Below are 16795 nucleotides of genomic sequence, written 5' to 3'. Positions count from 1 at the left end.
GACCAACATGCGATCCGGGCCCGTAGCGAAGAGGTCCGCCGTGCGGGAGCCTGTATTTAGCGGAACCCTGTTGTTTAGCTGAACAGCGTCCGGTTGGCGTTGATGGCGGCGACATAGGCCTTGGTGTCCTCGTACATGCCGTTCTGGCTGACCGAGTACTGGCCCTGGTAGTAACCGGCGATCGCATTGTCCAGATCAGAGCTGGTGCGCACCAGCTGACGGATGATCGCAACGCCTGCCGTGGCGTTGTCGTACGGATCCAGCAGGTTCAGCTTGCGGCCCACCAGCTCCGAGGCCCACTCGCCCGAGGACGGGATGACCTGCATGGTGCCGAGCGCGTTGGCAGGGGACACTGCGCGCTGGTTGAAGCCTGATTCCTGGTACGCAAAGGCGAGGGCCAGGCTGGCGTCGACGCCCATGCGCCGTGCCGTATCCGCCACGATCGACTTCATCTGTTCGCGGGTGGGGACGGGGGAAGCGTTGAGCAGCGCCTTGTTCTGGTTGGCCGAGCTGACCACCGCAGCCGGGTAGGTGAACCCGAGGAACGTGCTGGGCACGAGCGGCGTCGTTGCGGCAGGCTGGGTCGCGGCAGGCGTCGTCGAGGCCGGGGAGAGGGTGGACGCGCCCGGGATGACAAGCTTCTGGCCCGGGTAGATAATGCTCGACATGGTCAGCCGGTTGGCGGACAGGACGTCGGAGAGCCGGACGCCGTTGCGAGCCGCGATGCCGGAGAGGGTGTCGCCGGACTTGATGGTGTAGGAACCGGAGCTGGCGGGCGCCGTTGCGGGCTTCGACGGGGCTGCCGGGGCCGGTGCCGCGGGAGCGGACGGCGCCTGCGTGCTGGAACCGCCGCTAACCTTGACCTTCTGGCCGGGATAGATGACGGAGCCCATGCCGAGCCCGTTCCACTTGAAGACCTCGGACAGCCCAACGCCGTGGCGGGCGGCGATTGCGCTCAGGGTGTCGCCGGACTTCACGACGTAGACGCTGGCCTGGGCCGACGTCACTGAGGCGGAAGCGGCCGGCTTTGAAACGGTCGGTGTGGCCGCCGTAGAACCCGTGAGCTTGATCTTCTGCCCGGGGTAGATGATGGTGTTGGCCTGCAGGTTATTCAGCTTGAGCACGGCGTAGGTGTCCAGGCCGTAGCGGCCGGCAACGGCGCTGATGGTGTCGCCGCGGGCGATCGTGTACTGGGCGGGAACCGCCGACTGCGCCGGCCGCAGGGCGCTGGGCAGCGTGACCGGCACGGAAGCGGCGGGAATCACTGACGCCTTGAGGGACGTGGCCACCTCAGCTTTCGCCTGTGCACGCATGGCGGCCGCGAGGGTTGCCGGGACGGCACGCGCACGGGGTTCGGCAGCCGCAGGCTGGGCGATCGCCAGGGAGGAAAGCACGACGGCGGGAAGCGCCGCCGTCGTCGCCGCGATCAGCGGCAGGCTGGGCCTCGGGTGGTGCTGTGGCGCACGTGAGGTTGTCATTGGAAAGATCCTCTTCTCAGCGGCAACGCTGCGGTCAGGCCGGTACAACTGGTGTTACCAGTGTGACAAAAGTTATTTCTGTTACAAATGTGATCTATGTGAATGTCTCATGAATTGGCAATTAGCACAAGAACTGTTTGATATTCCGCAAAGCGATTTTCGCCGTGTCGGCACGTCGGCCTCCGCACGGAGTTGCGTCGGAGACCCAGGGGAGCCCCTTGTCAGTCCCTCCTACGGATCCTGTTGGTGCTGCGGGAGCGCCCGGGCAGTCCCGGCGGAGTTCCGGAGAGTCCCGGCGGGACTTCGGGTGGAGCGGAGCAGCATTCCCGGCGTGGCCGGTTGGCTATGACGGGCTGGCATTTACCCGGACCCCGACTAGGCGGCGGGGCCCCCGCCGTGGCAATCTTTATCCGTGAGTAATGTAGAAAGCCTCGTGGGCGAATGGCTGCCCCTGCCCGATGTCGCACAGCTTCTGAACGTATCTATTACCAAGGTCCATGCACTTCTGGACGAGCGTGCGCTGGCGGCCGTGAGAATCGGCGACCGGCGCATCCGGTCCGTACCGGCGGCTTTCATCCAGGACGGCCACGCAGTGGAGAGCCTGAAGGGCACCATCGTTGTCCTCTCGGACGCCGGATACTCGGACGAGGAACTGATCAGCTGGCTCTTCACTCCGGACGAATCCCTGCGGGGCCGGCCGATCGATGCCCTCCGTGAAGGCCGCAAGACAGAGATCCGCCGCCGGGCACAGTCCCTGGCCTGGTAGGAGCACCCTGGCAGTCATGAACTGATCGCACCGGCAGCCTCAACGAGGTCCGGTCGTCTTCATGACTGCCAGTCCTGTTTAACACGTAATTAACGCGTATTTAACGCGTCGTGTTTTGGCAGTTGCGGGCCGTGTGCAGCGTATGTCGTTGTGCACGGCCCGTTTCGCGTCTTCCCGGCCCGGGGTCCGGGGGCGGGGACTCGGGTCAGGCGGCGCGGCTGACCGTGGCTTCCGCCAGCTTGCGGAGCGCGGTCTTGGGCAGCTCCTCCAGCGGCAGGAGGTCCAGGGCGGCAAAGGCCGCCCTCCCGAACTCCTCAATGAGTACTTCCGTGGCCTGGAGCGCACCGCAGTCCACGATGATCCGCCGGATCTCCGCAATGTCGGCATCGCTGAGCTCGGGGTTACCGAGCTTGGCATCGATGAACTCTGATTCGGCCGGCGAGGCCTGGTCCAGGGCGAACGCGACCAGGACCGTGCGCTTGCCCTCGCGCAGATCGTCACCGGCAGGTTTGCCGGTGGTGACAGGGTCGCCGAAGACGCCAAGGACGTCGTCGCGCAACTGGAACGCTTCGCCGAGCGGCAGGGCAAAAGCTGAATAGCCGCGCAGCAGCTCGTCGCCGGCACCGGCAAGGGCGCCCCCCAGCGCGAGCGGGTGCTCAGTGGAGTACTTGGCCGACTTGAACCGAATGATGGACTGGGCCCGGCTGACCGCACCGGCGCGGTCCCGCCGCGGCCCGGCGACCTCTTCGAGGATGTCCAGATACTGCCCGGCCATCACTTCGGCGCGCATGAGGTTGAAGATCAGCCGCGCGGGGCTACCGGACGCGGCGCGGTGCCCGATTTCCGTGAACGATTCCTCGCTGAAGGACAGGCAGAGATCGCCGGTCAGGATGGCGGCGGCATGGCCGAACCGCTCACTGTCCAGCGCCCAGCCCTGGGTCTCGTGCAGTTCGCTGAATCGGCGGTGGACGCTGGGGCCGCCACGCCGGGTATCGGAGCGGTCAATGATGTCATCGTGGATCAGGGCCGCGGCCTGGAACAACTCCAGGGCCGAGCCCGCCGTCACTACCTCGGCCGCGCCAGCCTCCCCGCCGGCGCCGCGCCAACCCCAATAACACATGAGGGCCCGGAGGCGCTTGCCGCCGGTGACCAGGTTGGAGATCGAGCCCATGAGCGGATCGATGTCCTGCGAGATCGAGGACATGACCGCCTGGCGGCTGGTCAGGAAATCCGTGAGCTTGCCGGCGACGGCGGCCACGAAGGCCGTCTGCTCGAGTCGCAGCTGTTCGGCGAGGGTCACTTGACGGACTCGGCAGCGACGTTCGCGCCAATGGTGAACGTGGACACGCCACCGGTTTCCATGACGGAGATGTTCACGGTCTCGTTGTCGCCGCGAAGGAAGTCCTTGGAAGGCAGCGTGCCCACGGTTTCACCGGGAACGGCCTTGAAGCCCTGCGCCTCCAGCCCCTTGGTGTAGAAGGCCAAGACGTCGGCGGCCGGCGCCGTAATGCTTCCGACGAGTGCCACGGTGGCCGGCACGGTGGTCTTGTCGAAGCTGCTGGACACCACCTTGGCTGCGGGCATGAGCGGCAGGAGCGTCTGCGGGAAGCCGGGAACCAGCGCGCCGACGGTGGCTGAGGTGCCAGGCTCCGCGGAGGGGCTGGGCGGAGCCGTAGTGGAGGATTGCGGCGATGCCGCAGAGCTCGACGTCGACGTCGACGACGCCGCCGGAGTCCCGGTGCTGGCCGGCGTGCATGCGGCCAAGGCCAGTAACGTGCCCGCCGCCGCGAGGGCCGCCGTGGCACGTTTGTGCTGTCCAAATACCTTCACAGGGACTTTCCTCCTGGTGTCGACGCGGAATCAGCCTCCAGTTTAGTCAGTCCCCGGGCATAGGATTGAAGACGTGGGGCCGGACGCAGACAAACACCAGGGAGCAAGGGGCGGAGTGCAGCCAACTGTGCACGCCAATATGCGGCCCCAGGCGCGTCTCAGCGACGAATCACTGCGCGACCTCCGGCGCAGCAGCATCATGCACGTTGACATGGACGCATTCTTCGTCTCGGTGGAGCTGCGCAGCCGTCCCGGGCTGAAGGGAAAGCCCGTGATTGTCGGCTATCCGGCGGACCGGTCCGTGGTGCTCTCCGCCTCCTATGAAGCCCGGGCGTTCGGCGTCAGGTCAGCGATGCCCATGGCGGTTGCGGCACGCATGTGCCCCTCGGCGGTCATCATCGAGCCCCGCCACAAGCTCTACTACGAGGTGTCCGGCCAGATCATGGCCATCTTCGGTTCCATCACCGACCTCGTGGAGCCGCTCAGCGTGGACGAGGCGTTCCTGGACGTCGGGGGAGCCATCCGTCGCCTCGGCCCGCCGCGGGAGATCGGCGAACTGATCCGCGCCCGTGTGTCCCGGGAATTGGGAATCACGGCCTCGGTGGGCATCGCCGCCAGCAAGTTTGTGGCCAAAATCGCTTCCACCCGCTGCAAACCGGACGGGCTGATGCTGATCAGGCCCGAAGACACCGTCCCGTACCTGCACAGCCTTCCGGTCAGTGCGCTCTGGGGAGTCGGCGGCAAGACCGTCGAGGTCCTTGCCCGGAAGGGTATCCGGACCGTGGCCGACGTCGCGGCGGCACCCCTGCCCACGCTGCGGAAACTGCTGGGAGCCTCGGGAGAGCATGTTTACCGGCTCTCCTGGGGCATCGATCCGCGGCCCGTGACACCGGTCCGGCTGGAAAAGAGCATCGGGGCTGAAGAGACGTTCGTCACGGACACCGCCGACGACGTCCTGCTCCACCGCGAACTGCTGCGGCTTTCGCACCGGACGGCGGAACGCCTCCGTGGCGCCGGCATGCACGCCCGCACCGTGGCGCTGAAGCTGCGCTACGCGGATTTTTCCACCATTACCCGCAGCCGCACCGTGAACACCCCGATCGACAGCGCCCAGCTGCTCTACGCCGTGGCGGTGCAGCTCCTGCAATCGGTAGGCGAGCGGCCCATGACAGTCCGGCTCATCGGCATCCGGGCGGAACAGCTGGAAGAGGCCGCCCACGCGCCCCTGCAGCTCAGCCTGGACCGCCGCGACGACAACTGGCGCGCCGCCGAACAAGCCCTCGACGCGGTCACCCGCAAATTCGGGAATAAGTCGGTTCTACCCGCGCGGCTCCTTGATCCCGGGGGCTCGACCGAATGAGCCATCCGGCCCGTCGCGGCACCAACGCCCATGGCCTTGAGAGCGCAGACAGGGCCTTAAGACTGTCTTTCAGAACGGGCCGCAACAATCTATCCTTATTAATACCTAGGGTTTAGGACGACTGGATCGATCGTTGGGGTGACGACCTCGCCGCCTGAGGCTGGCACGGGACTTTTGAGTCGCCCCTTTCACCAATGGCGGTGAACGGGAACCACTTCGGAATCCCGGGCGTTAGGGGTTTAGGGCAATGGCCACGTCAAGTCCCGACGTTGGCAGACTTGAGGAGGTCGTGATGCCGCTCTCGGAGCACGAACAGAAGTTGCTTGAGCAACTTGAGAAGCAGCTGAATGAGGACGATCCCAAATTCGCCAGTTCGATGGGATCAGTCTCCGGCCGCTCTTGGTCCACCCGTCACCTCGTCATCGGAGTGCTCGCGACTCTCGCGGGCGTCCTGTTGTTGCTGACGGGAGTCTGGACGCAAATCATCCTCGTCGGCGTAGTGGGGTTTGTGGTCATGGGCGCCGGTGTGTACTACGCCACGATGCGCAGTACGGGTGTTGGCAAGGGCAGGAGCGCCGGTAAGCAGGGCAAACCCAGGAGTTCGTTCATGAGCAATCTCGAACAGCGCTGGGACGAACGGCACCGGGGAGAATCCTGAACTGCTCCGTGAGGGCTGCGTAGGCCCTCCACTTTCCGCCACCGGTCTGCGGGCGGACGGCGAAAGACCCGCTTCGGCGGGTCTTTCGCCATTTAAAGCGGCAATTTCCCTGTGGCCGGGATGCAAAACGGGCTCCCCGGAATTGTTTCGGGCCGGAGCCAGGCCTGTGGCCTTAATCTCCAACGCCGGCTGAGGTACTCCAAGCAAAATCCCTCCACTTTCCCCCACCAATCTTGTTTCCCTGCAAATGCTGGGAAGAAAGGGGATAAACATCCGCATATTTGTGCAAACATCCCGGGCGTGTCGTTGACTGTGGAGCGATGTGGAGTAATGTGGAGGACGTAAGAGGGTAGTGGCAGCACAGGGGACGTTGGGCTTCCTAGAACAGACAGGCGGTGGGCCGTGTTTCTCGGCACACATTCGCCACGTCTGGACGAAAAAGGTCGAATTATCCTCCCCGCGAAGTTCCGTGAGGAACTTGCCGGCGGGCTGGTTCTCACAAGGGGCCAGGAACGTTGCATCTACGTCTTCAGTGAGGCGGAATTCGGCCGGGTTCACGAGCAGATGCGGGAGGCTCCAATTTCCTCCAAGCAGGCACGTGACTACATCCGTGTTTTCCTCTCTGGAGCCTCGGACGAGGTACCTGACAAGCAGGGGCGCGTGACGATTCCGCCGGCGCTCCGGGAGTATGCAGGTCTTGGCCGGGAACTCGCCGTCATCGGCGCAGGATCCCGTGCGGAGATCTGGGACGCCCAGGCATGGAGTGAGTACCTGGCCGAAAAGGAAACCGCCTTCTCGGAAACCGACGACGCCATCCCGGGGATTCTCTGAACCCCCAATAGACCTACAGTTCACAACGTTCCTTGATCGAGATCTCCAGCCGCCCATCCGGTTGTTGTCCTGGCTCACTTCCCCGGAGCCAGGCCGGCGCAGGGTAGGCGCGGATGGGGATCTGGACCAAGGAACGTTGCGTAAGAGCCGCAATTGGCAACGAGCAACCTGCAACGCGCAACCGCGAAGGTCAACGAAAGGACGAAGGTATGACTGATCCCGACCAGGCGAAGCCTACGTCCGAACGCCATGTGCCGGTCCTCAAGGACCGGTGCATCAATTTGTTGGCCCCCGGCATCGAAGCTGCCCGGAGCCGCGGCGAGACCCCTGTGGTCATCGATGCGACTCTTGGCATGGGCGGCCACTCCGAGGCCCTCCTTCAGCGCTTCCCGGACCTCCACCTGATCGGCATTGACCGTGACGAGGAAGCCCTGGCCTTGGCGGGGGAGCGCTTGGCGCCCTTCGCGGACCGGACCGACCTCGTTCACGCCGTATACGACGAAATCCCTGACGTCCTTGAGGAGCTGGGCTTCGACGAGGTCCACGGCGTGCTCATGGACCTGGGCGTCTCTTCCCTGCAACTGGACGAGCGGGAGCGGGGTTTCGCCTACTCGTTCGACGCACCCCTGGACATGCGGATGGACACCAGCCGCGGCCAGACCGCCGCTGACGTCGTCAACAACTACAGCGAAGAAGACCTCGTCCGGATCATCCGGAAATGGGGCGAAGAGAAGTTTGCCGGCCGCATCGCGAACAGGATCGTGGCCGCACGCGCCGAGAAGCCCTTCACCACCACCGGTGAACTCGTCGAGCAGATCCGGTCCGTGGTGCCTTCCGGTGCAGCCAAGACCGGAGGCCACCCCGCAAAGCGCACCTTCCAGGCGCTCCGGATCGAGGTCAACGAGGAACTGGATGTCCTGGAGCGCGCCATCCCGGCTGCCATCAACGCCATCGCCCTGGGTGGCAGGGTCGTCGTCATGTCCTACCACTCGCTGGAGGACAAGATCGTCAAGGGGTTCTTCCAATCCGGTTCGAAGTCCTCTGCCCCGCTTGGCTTCCCGGTTGAGCTCGAAGAGCACAAAGCCGAACTAAAGACCCTCACGAAGGGCACCGAGGTGCCCACCCCCGCTGAAATCGCTGAAAACCCACGCGCAGCTTCCGCCCGGTTGCGCGCCGTCGAACGCATCAAAGCCAGGAGAGCAGCATGAGCAACGCCGCCGTCAACAGCTACCCCGTTGCCCAGGGCGCCACCGCCCGCGCCCTGCCGGGCCTCCGACCCGGCCAAGACCAGACCCGGAAGTCGCGCACTCCGCTGTCGGTGGTCCGCTCCTCACCCCGCAAGCGCCGCGCGCCGTTCGTGGTCCTCTGCTTCGGCTTCCTGGCGATTGCCCTCATGGCCGTGCTGGTCCTGAATATCTCCGTCTCCTCCGCCCAGTACCAGCTGGTCCAGCTCCGCGGTGAGCAGACCACCCTGACGAAGCAGAACCAGGACCTGACGCAGCAGGTGCAGAACTTCGACGCCCCGCAAAACCTCGCGGCCAAAGCCACCGAGCTGGGCATGGTTGCTTCCCTTGCGAAGGGCCAGATCGACCTCTCTACCCTCAGCGTCACCGGCAAGGCCAAGCCGGCCGTCAAGGGCGATGCCACCGGCGCCGTCATCGCCGCGCCGGCTGTCGCCGGGCAGCTCACGGTCGTTCCGCCGGTCTCGGACAAGGAACCGCTCGCCCAGCGCAAACCGGCCGACACCAAAACGACGGACGGAGTCCCGGCTGACACCAAGACGGCCGACGGAGTCCCGGCTGGCACAGCTCAGGCACCGGCGGCCGGGGCGGCCGCACCCGCCGCACCGGCTCCGGCCGCGGAACTCCACGGAGGTTCGGTTCCGGCCCCCGCGCAGAAGGTTCCCGGACAGTAACGTTCACTGACCACCAGCAAGGCAAGCAGCAAGGATTCAACGTGGCGCAGAACTCCGGCAAGGCAAGCAAGGCGAAAGCCCCAAACGCCACCCGGCGGCTCCGCGTGGGACTCGGCATCATGCTGACGCTGCTGCTGGTGGTCGGCGGGAAGCTGTTCATGGTCCAGGGGCTGGACGTCGGGGGCATGGCAGAGGCTGCCCTCAATAACCGGCTCACCTCCGTTGAGCTGCCCGCCGAGCGCGGCAGCATCCTCGATTCGTCCGGCACGGTCCTGGCCAGTAGCGTCATCCGCTACAACATCGTGGTGGACCAGACCGTCAACACCAAGACCGATTCCTTCCGCCGGCTCCAAACGGTCAACGGCAAGGACGAACTCGTTACAGTCACCCGGGATCAGGGCATCTCCGAACTCGCGTCAGTGCTCGGCATGGACCGCGATGCCCTGCGCGATGCCCTCACCGGCACTAAGCGCTACTACATCGTGGCCAAGGACTTGAAACCCGATGTCGAAGACAAGATATCGAAGCTGCAGATTCCCGGCATTGTCACCGAAGGCACCAGCAAGCGGGTCTACCCCAACGGCTCCGTGGCCGGCGGGATCGTCGGGTTTCTCCAGGACGGCACCACCGGACAGGCCGGGCTCGAGCAGACCCAGGACGACATCCTCAAAGGCACGCCCGGCAAGCGCGTCTTCGAAATCGGGGCGGACGGCCTGCGTATCCCCGTCGGCGTGGACCAGTTGACGCCCGCGGTCAACGGCAAGGACATCAAGCTCACGCTGAACTCGGACCTGCAGTACTTCTCCCAGCAGGCGATCCAAAGCCAGAAGGACAAACTCGGCGCCGAGTGGGGCGTCATCGTTGTCTCCGACGTCAAGACCGGCAACATCATTGCCATGGCGGACACCGACGCCCCGGATCCCAACGACCCCGGCAAGGTCGGTCCCCAGGACCGCGGCGTCCGGGCCGTCACCGCCGCGTACGAGCCCGGTTCCGTGGAGAAGATGATCACCGCCGCGGCCGTGATACAGGAAGGCAAGTCCAGCCCGCTGGATACCTTCACGATTCCGCCGACCTACACCGTGGACGGGCAAACCTTCAGCGACGCGTTCGAGCACGGCACCGAGCAACGCACACTGGCAGGAATCGTGGGATATTCCATGAATACCGGCACCGTCATGGTGGGCCAGCGCCTGAGCAAGGACCAGCGCTATGACTGGCTGCGGAAGTTCGGTATCGGAGAGGCGCCGGACATCGGCCTGCCGGCGGAGTCCAAGGGCATCCTGACCCCGGCCGACCAGTGGGACGGCCGCCAGGAGTACACCGTCCTCTTCGGCCAGGGCGTCGCCCAATCCACCCTCCAGACCGTCCGGGCCTATCAAAGCATCGCCAACGACGGCGTGATGCTCCAGCCGAGGCTGATCGACAGCTACATCGACCCGGACGGGACCGAGGAAAAAGTCCCTGCCAAGGACCCGCAGCAGGTCGTCTCGAAGGACACCGCAAAGCAGGTCCGCGACATCCTGGAAAGCGCCGTGACCGAAGGCGAGATCAAGGAAGCCGCCATCGACGGGTACCGGGTGGGCGCCAAAACGGGTACGTCTGAATCGCCCTGCGACGACGGCAAATCGGGCTTTTGCGGCTTCACCGCCTCCATCATCGGAATGGCGCCCATGGACGATCCGCGGTTTATTGTGGAGGTGGTCCTGCAACGACCCAAGGGAAGCATCTACGGAATCACCAACGGACCGGTGTTCCGTTCGGTGATGAGCCAGACGCTGCGCACGTTCAACGTCCAGCCCTCCACCGGCGAACCCGCCCGGCTGCCGCAGTACGCCAAGTAGCCCCTGTTCCACCCGGCACCCGGACGTCCCCGTCCGGCGCCACACCCCAGTGCCTGCGGGCCGGAGTTCGTCTCCGTGCGCAGCGCCCGATCCAAAAGCGCCCGATCCACTAGCACCACAACGGAGATCCACTTGTCTGAGCTCACCGCCCCCGACGCTTCCGCGCCGTCCGGCCACGACGCCACCCCGGGCTTCCGGCCCGCTGCTGTTGCGGCAGTGCCGCTGGCAGCCATCGGTGAGTCGATCGGCGTCGTCGTTCCCGGGGCATCCAGCGCCGTCCCGGTCACCGGGATCTCCCTGAACTCCCGGGCGGTCCGCCCCGGCGACCTGTACGTGGCCCTGCCAGGCGCCACGCGGCACGGCGCCGACTTTGTGGCTGACGCCGTCGACGCCGGTGCCGTGGCGGTGCTGACGGACGACGCCGGGGCGCGCCTGCTGGCGCTCTCCAACGACATCCCCGTTCCCGTGCTGCTCGCCGCCGAGCCGCGCAACGTGGTCGGCCGGCTGTCGGCGCTGATCTACCGGAGCCGGCCCGACGGCGCCGGCGCCCCGGCCCTCTTCGGGGTGACGGGCACCAACGGCAAGACCACCACGACGTACTTCATCAATGCCCTCCTGCGGGCACTGGGCAAGCGGACCGGACTGATCGGGACGATCGAGATCCTGGCTGGCGGCGAGCCGATCCCGAGCCTGCTCACCACCCCGGAATCCACGGATGTGCACGCCCTGCTCGCCCTGATGCGTGAGCGCGGGCTCGATGCCGCGTCCATGGAAGTGTCCTCGCACGCGATCTCCTTCCACCGCGTGGACGCCGTGGTCTTCGACGTCGCCGGGTTCACCAACCTCACCCAGGACCATCTGGACCTGCACGGGACCATGGAGGAGTACTTCCAGACCAAGGCCCAGCTGTTCACCCCGGAACGCGCCCGCGCCGCCGTCGTGACCGTGGACGATGATTGGGGCCGCAGGCTTGCTGCCGCCGCAGGCATCCCCGTGACGACCCTCGCCACCAGCACTGCCCCGACCGGCGGTACTGCCAGCGGTCCCGCGGACACCGGCTGGACCGCCGATTGGACCGTGGTCCGGAGCACGCCGCGGGGACTCGGCTCCGACTTCATCCTCCGCCACCGCGACGGCGCCGAGCTGCGCGTCCACACCGGCCTGCCGGGAAGCTTCAACGTCGCCAACGCAGCCCTGGCCACCGTCATGGTGCTCGCGGGCGGCCACGAGCCCGCCGCCGTGCAGGCCGCCCTCGACGCCGGCGATCCCTTCACGGTGGCCGTTCCCGGCCGGATGCAGCTCGTGTCCACGGCCCCGGCAGCCGTGGTGGACTTCGCCCACAACCCCGACGCCCTGGAACGCGCCCTTGAGGCCGTCCGCTCCCCGGCACCCGGGTCCAAAGTGATCATCGTCTTCGGTGCCACCGGGCAGCGCGACCAAAGCAAGCGGCCCGCCATGGGGGCCATCGCGGCCCGGCTGGCCGACACCGTGATTGTCAGCGACGACGACCCCCACGACGAGGACGCGGCGGCCATCCGCCAGGACGTCCTCGCCGGCGCCCTGGCGGCCAAGGACAGCGAAGGCCTGGACTGCACCGTCCTGGAGGTTTTCCCGCGCGACGCCGCCATCCTGAAGGCCGTGGAGCTCGCCGGAGCCGGGGACACCATCCTCGTCGCCGGCCGGGGCCACGAGGTCTGGCAAGAGGTCAAGGGCGTCAACCTGGCCCTGGATGACCGGGTGGAGCTCCGGAACGCCTTGACAGCCCGGGGATTCACCGTTCTTGAAGACCACCGGATAGAGTCCTAAACCGAGATGATTGCACTTACAGCGGCGGAAATCGCCGACATAACCAACGGCCGGCTGGCCGCGGAACCGGGCCTTACCCCCGCCTCCGTGGTGACCGACTCCCGCGAGGCCACGGCGGGTTCCCTCTATGTGGCCAAGCCCGGGGAGAGCGCCGACGGGCACGACTTTGTCGGCGCCGCCTTTGACCGGGGCGCCGTCCTTGCGCTCGTGGAGCGCGAGGTCGCCGACGCCGCCGGGGCAATGTACCCGGCAGTCGTCGTCGAGGACGCTGTCCTTGCGATGGGCGCCCTGGCCGCTGAATCCGTCCGCCGGATCCGCGCCCACCGCGCGGCCGCCGGCGCCGCGTTCACCGTGATTGGCATCACGGGATCGGCCGGCAAGACCACCACGAAGGACCTGCTGGCCGGCATCTTTGCCGCGTCCGATGCCGGCGGCGCCACCGTTGCGCCGCAGGGGTCCTACAACGGCGAAGTGGGCGTGCCCCTGACCGTTTTCAAGGCCGATTTCGGCACCCGCTACCTCGTCATCGAGATGGGCGCCACGGGCATCGGCCACATCCGGTACCTCGCGGACATGGTCCGGCCGGAGATCGGTGTGGTCCTCGGCGTCGGCTCCGCGCACGCCGGAGAATTCGGCGGCATCGACAACATCGCCGTCGCCAAGGGCGAACTCGTGGAGGCGCTCCCTGCCGAAGGCACAGCCGTGCTGAACCTCGACGACGCCCGCGTCGCCGCGATGGCCGCCCGGACCCGGGCCCGTGTGCTCGGCTACACTTCCCGCCCGGCCGACATAGGCCAGGACAACGGCAGCCAGCCGGACGTGGCCCCATCCGATGTGGTCAGGGCCGAGGGCATCGAACTGAATGCCGAAGGCCACCCAGAGTTTGAGCTCTACCTGCCCGGCGACAGCGCCCCGCAAGGAACAGCAGAGCAGGAACCAGCACAGCAGGGCACAACAGGGCAGGGGATCACCCGGTACCACGTCAGCGCCAAGCTGATTGGTGCCCATCACATCGCCAACCTCCTCGCGGCCGCGGCCGCGGCGCACGCCGCCGGCATTCCCGGCGCGCAGATCGCCGCCTCACTCAGCGCCCAGACCGCCGCCAGCCGGTGGCGGATGGAACGCACGGAGCGCCCCGACGGCGTGACCGTCATCAACGACGCCTACAACGCGAACCCGGAGTCCATGCGCGCGGCGCTGCGGACGCTGGCCGAACTGGGCCGCGGCCGCCGCACCTGGGCGGTCCTCGGCGCCATGCTGGAGCTTGGCCCGGACTCCATCCGCGAGCACATGACGGTCGGCACCCAGGTGGTGCGGCTCAACATCTCCCGTCTCGTGGTGGTGGGCCGGGAGGCCCGCTCGCTCTATGTCTCTGCCGTCAACGAAGGCTCCTGGGGCGATGAATGCGTTTTCGCCGAGACAGCGGACGAGGCCTACGACCTTCTCCAGGCCGAGCTCCAACCGGGTGACCTGGTCCTGTTCAAGTCCTCGAACGGCATCGGGCTGCGCCACCTGGGGGATCGGATAGCATTACCTCCACAAGCCCCCAAGACCTCTCCCGAGCGACCTGCTGAGGGACCTGCCGCAACCGCCACCGAAGGGAGGGCACAGCTGTGATTGCACTGCTGATGGGCGCTGGAATGGCGCTGCTCCTCGCGTTCGCGGGCACCCCGCTGTTTATCCGGTTCCTGGTCCGCAAGGGCTACGGACAATTCATCCGGGATGACGGACCCACCTCGCACCACACCAAGCGCGGTACGCCCACCATGGGCGGCGCCGTCGTGGTCCTGGCGGTCCTCGTCAGCTACGGGCTGACGCACCTGGTCATGTGGATGATGAACCCGCACTCCCCGGGGCCGAGCGCTTCCGGGCTGCTGCTGCTGTTCCTCATGGTGGGCATGGGCCTGGTCGGGTTCCTGGATGACTTCATCAAGATCACCAAGCAGCGCAGCCTTGGACTGAACGCCAAGGCCAAGCTGATCCTCCAGGCGGCGGTCGGCATTATTTTTGCCATCCTGGCGCTGAACTTCCCGAATGCCGCCGGCCTGACGCCGGCTTCCACCCAGATCTCGCTGGTTCGCGACATCCCGTGGCTCAACCTGGCCTTCGCCGGAACCGTGCTCGGCGCCATCCTCTTCGTCCTGTGGTCCAACCTGATCGTCACCGCTGCGACCAACGGCGTGAACCTCACCGACGGCCTCGACGGCCTGGCCGCCGGCGCCTCGGTGATGGTGTTCGGGGCATACACGCTCATGGGCATCTGGCAGAGCAACCAGGCCTGCGGCTCCCCGCGGCAGGCCGGCGGCGGCTGCTACTCGGTCCGCGACCCCATGGACCTGGCCCTGCTGGCAGCCATCCTCAGCGCGGCAATGGTCGGATTCCTCTGGTGGAACACCTCCCCGGCGAAGATCTTCATGGGCGACACCGGATCCTTGGCCATCGGCGGCGCCGTCGCAGCCTTCGCCATCTTGTCCCGGACCGAGCTGCTGCTGGCCTTCATCGGCGGGCTCTTCGTCCTCATTACCCTCTCGGTCATCATCCAGGTGGGCTACTTCAAACTCACCAAGGGCAAACGCTTCTTCAAGATGGCACCGCTGCAGCACCACTTCGAACTCAAGGGCTGGGCCGAAGTCACCGTGGTGGTCCGGTTCTGGATCCTGTGCGGCCTGTTCGTCGCAGCCGGCCTTGGCATCTTCTACGCTGAATGGGTGGTGCTCCTGTGACCAGTCCTATCCCCGTCCCGCTCACCACTTCACCCCGGCTGCAGGAGCTCACCACCTGGGACTCCGACTGGGCCGGCCTGCGCGTCGTGGTCACCGGGATCGGCGTCTCCGGCTTCGCCGCCGCCGACACCCTGATCGAGCTCGGCGCCCGGGTGGTGGTGGTTGACGCCGCCACGAGCCCCAAGGCGCTGGCACAGGCTGACACCCTGCGGATCGTCGGCGCGGCCGACGTCCTGCTGGGCGAGGAGGCAGTGGAGTCCGTTCCGAAGATCGACGGGCAGAAGCCGGACCTGGTGGTCACCTCGCCAGGCTGGCGCCCGGACCAGGCCCTGCTCGCCGCCGCGGCGCGCGCCCACATCCCGGTGTGGGGCGACGTCGAACTCGCCTGGCGGCTCCGCGAACGCAAGGGCCGCAAGACGGCCGACTGGCTGACCATCACCGGCACCAACGGCAAGACGACCACGGTCGGCCTGACCGAGTCCATGCTCCAGGCTGCCGGGCTTAAGGCGATCGCCGTCGGCAACGTCGGGACCCCCATCCTGGACGCGCTCCGCGACCCCGTGGACTACGACGTCTTTGCTGTCGAACTCTCCAGCTTCCAGCTGCACTGGAGCCACTCCGTGTCGCCGGTGGCCAGCGTGTGCCTCAACGTCGCCGAAGACCACGTGGACTGGCACGGTTCCTACGCCTCCTACCTGGCGGACAAAGCCAAGGTCTACGAGAACACGCAGAAGGCCTGCATCTACAATGCCGAGCAGATCGAGACCGAACGCATGGTCGAGGACGCCGATGTGGTGGAGGGCTGCCGGGCCGTGGGCTTCACCACGCTGACGCCGGCCGTCAGCATGCTCGGCGTCGTCGAAGGGCTCCTGGTGGACCGTGCGTTCATCGCCGAACGCAAGGACAGTGCAGCCGAACTTGCCTCCACCGCCGACCTCGGCCCGGTGGCTCCGCGCCACATGGTGGCCAACGCGCTGGCGGCGGCAGCCCTGGTTCGCGCCTACGGGGTGGAGCCGCAGGCGGTCCGCAAGGGCCTGCTGAACTACCTCCCGGGAGACCACCGGATCCAGCTCGTGGCCCGCCACGAGGGTGTGCTCTGGATCAATGACTCCAAGGCCACCAACCCGCACGCCGCCGCCGCGTCGCTGTCCGCATTCCACAACGTGGTGTGGATCGCGGGAGGCCTTTCCAAGGGCGTGAACTACGACTCCCTGATCCAGGAGCACGCCAACCGGCTCAAAGCCGTGGTCCTGATCGGTGCGGACTCCAGCGATCTGCAGTCCGCCCTGAAGCGACACGCGCCGGATGTCCCCGTGATCGGGCCGACGAAGGGTGAGACTGAAGACGTGCAGACTGCCGGAACGGCCAAAGCCGACGCAGGCCCTTCGCCGATTTTCAGCGAGACTGTGATGGCCCAGGCCGTTGCCTCGGCGGCGCAGCTGGCCGCCTCCGGTGACACTGTGCTGCTGGCCCCGGCGGCTGCCTCCATGGATCAGTTCTCTTCCTATGCTCACCGTGGCGATGCCTTCATCGAAGCTGTCCGCGAGCTCGTGGAAGGGCAGGCTCAGACCAGCGAGGAGTAAC

At 66.6% G+C, this 16795-nt stretch carries 14 protein-coding genes; 11 read left to right on the top strand and 3 right to left on the bottom strand.

All coding sequences use genetic code 11. The features are described 5' to 3' along the window. Positions 1 to 74 precede the first annotated feature (74 nt). Positions 75 to 1478 carry a lytic transglycosylase domain-containing protein gene (locus tag C9424_RS14610; protein ID WP_116767528.1) on the bottom strand — a complete coding sequence of 468 codons (1404 nt, stop codon included), beginning with the start codon at positions 1476 to 1478 and terminating at the stop codon, positions 75 to 77. A gap of 412 nt (positions 1479 to 1890) precedes the next feature. Between C9424_RS14610 and C9424_RS14605 the strand changes: the two genes are divergently transcribed. After that, positions 1891 to 2244: an Rv2175c family DNA-binding protein gene (locus tag C9424_RS14605; RefSeq protein ID WP_091255100.1), complete on the top strand. Its 354-nt coding sequence runs from the start codon at positions 1891 to 1893 to the stop codon at positions 2242 to 2244. 205 nt (positions 2245 to 2449) lie between these two features. Here the strand turns inward: C9424_RS14605 and C9424_RS14600 are convergent, their stop codons facing one another. Both C9424_RS14600 and C9424_RS14595 read right to left on the bottom strand, forming a co-directional pair. Then, positions 2450 to 3544: a polyprenyl synthetase family protein gene (locus C9424_RS14600; protein WP_116767526.1), complete on the bottom strand. Its 1095-nt coding sequence runs from the start codon at positions 3542 to 3544 to the stop codon at positions 2450 to 2452. Next, the gene (locus C9424_RS14595) at positions 3541 to 4074 is read right to left on the bottom strand and encodes a hypothetical protein (RefSeq protein WP_116767524.1); all 534 of its coding nucleotides are present in this window, start codon (positions 4072 to 4074) and stop codon (positions 3541 to 3543) included. Before C9424_RS14595 ends, C9424_RS14600 begins: the two co-directional genes overlap by 4 nt. A gap of 139 nt (positions 4075 to 4213) precedes the next feature. Here C9424_RS14595 and dinB point away from each other — a divergent pair, with 139 nt between their 5' ends. The 10 genes from dinB (at position 4214) to murD (ending at position 16794) form a co-directional block, all read left to right on the top strand. Beyond that, positions 4214 to 5434, top strand: a complete 1221-nt coding sequence (dinB, locus tag C9424_RS14590) for a DNA polymerase IV (protein ID WP_116767522.1) — start codon at positions 4214 to 4216, stop codon at positions 5432 to 5434. Between the two features lie 292 nt (positions 5435 to 5726). Further along, a complete protein-coding gene (locus C9424_RS14585) occupies positions 5727 to 6092 on the top strand; it encodes a DUF3040 domain-containing protein (RefSeq protein ID WP_116767583.1) in 366 nt (121 codons plus the stop codon). A 402-nt stretch (positions 6093 to 6494) separates the two neighbouring features. Next, positions 6495 to 6923 carry a division/cell wall cluster transcriptional repressor MraZ gene (gene mraZ, locus C9424_RS14580; RefSeq protein ID WP_116767521.1) on the top strand — a complete coding sequence of 143 codons (429 nt, stop codon included), beginning with the start codon at positions 6495 to 6497 and terminating at the stop codon, positions 6921 to 6923. A 209-nt stretch (positions 6924 to 7132) separates the two neighbouring features. After that, a complete protein-coding gene (rsmH, locus tag C9424_RS14575) occupies positions 7133 to 8131 on the top strand; it encodes a 16S rRNA (cytosine(1402)-N(4))-methyltransferase RsmH (protein ID WP_116767519.1) in 999 nt (332 codons plus the stop codon). Further along, the gene (locus tag C9424_RS14570) at positions 8128 to 8838 is read left to right on the top strand and encodes a hypothetical protein (RefSeq protein WP_116767518.1); all 711 of its coding nucleotides are present in this window, start codon (positions 8128 to 8130) and stop codon (positions 8836 to 8838) included. The genes rsmH and C9424_RS14570 overlap by 4 nt, the downstream gene beginning before the upstream one ends. A gap of 41 nt (positions 8839 to 8879) precedes the next feature. Next, complete coding sequence (locus C9424_RS14565) at positions 8880 to 10682, top strand: peptidoglycan D,D-transpeptidase FtsI family protein (protein WP_116767516.1); 1803 nt, start codon at positions 8880 to 8882, stop codon at positions 10680 to 10682. 132 nt (positions 10683 to 10814) lie between these two features. Then, positions 10815 to 12488: a UDP-N-acetylmuramoyl-L-alanyl-D-glutamate--2,6-diaminopimelate ligase gene (locus C9424_RS14560; RefSeq protein WP_116767515.1), complete on the top strand. Its 1674-nt coding sequence runs from the start codon at positions 10815 to 10817 to the stop codon at positions 12486 to 12488. Positions 12489 to 12494: 6 nt separating this feature from the next. Next, on the top strand, positions 12495 to 14105 hold the full coding sequence (locus C9424_RS14555; RefSeq protein WP_116767514.1) for a UDP-N-acetylmuramoyl-tripeptide--D-alanyl-D-alanine ligase: 1611 nt from the start codon (positions 12495 to 12497) through the stop codon (positions 14103 to 14105). Beyond that, entirely contained in the window at positions 14102 to 15211 is a 1110-nt protein-coding gene (gene mraY, locus C9424_RS14550; protein WP_116767513.1) for a phospho-N-acetylmuramoyl-pentapeptide-transferase, read from the top strand. Before C9424_RS14555 ends, mraY begins: the two co-directional genes overlap by 4 nt. Beyond that, positions 15193 to 16794 carry a UDP-N-acetylmuramoyl-L-alanine--D-glutamate ligase gene (murD, locus tag C9424_RS14545; RefSeq protein ID WP_116767512.1) on the top strand — a complete coding sequence of 534 codons (1602 nt, stop codon included), beginning with the start codon at positions 15193 to 15195 and terminating at the stop codon, positions 16792 to 16794. Before mraY ends, murD begins: the two co-directional genes overlap by 19 nt. The last annotated feature ends 1 nt before the right edge of the window (position 16795 follow it).

Source organism: Arthrobacter sp. H-02-3, assembly GCF_003097355.1.
Taxonomy (GTDB): domain Bacteria; phylum Actinomycetota; class Actinomycetes; order Actinomycetales; family Micrococcaceae; genus Arthrobacter; species Arthrobacter humicola.
Note: the sequence above shows the minus strand (reverse complement) of the source record. Positions and strands in the feature narration are given on the sequence as shown.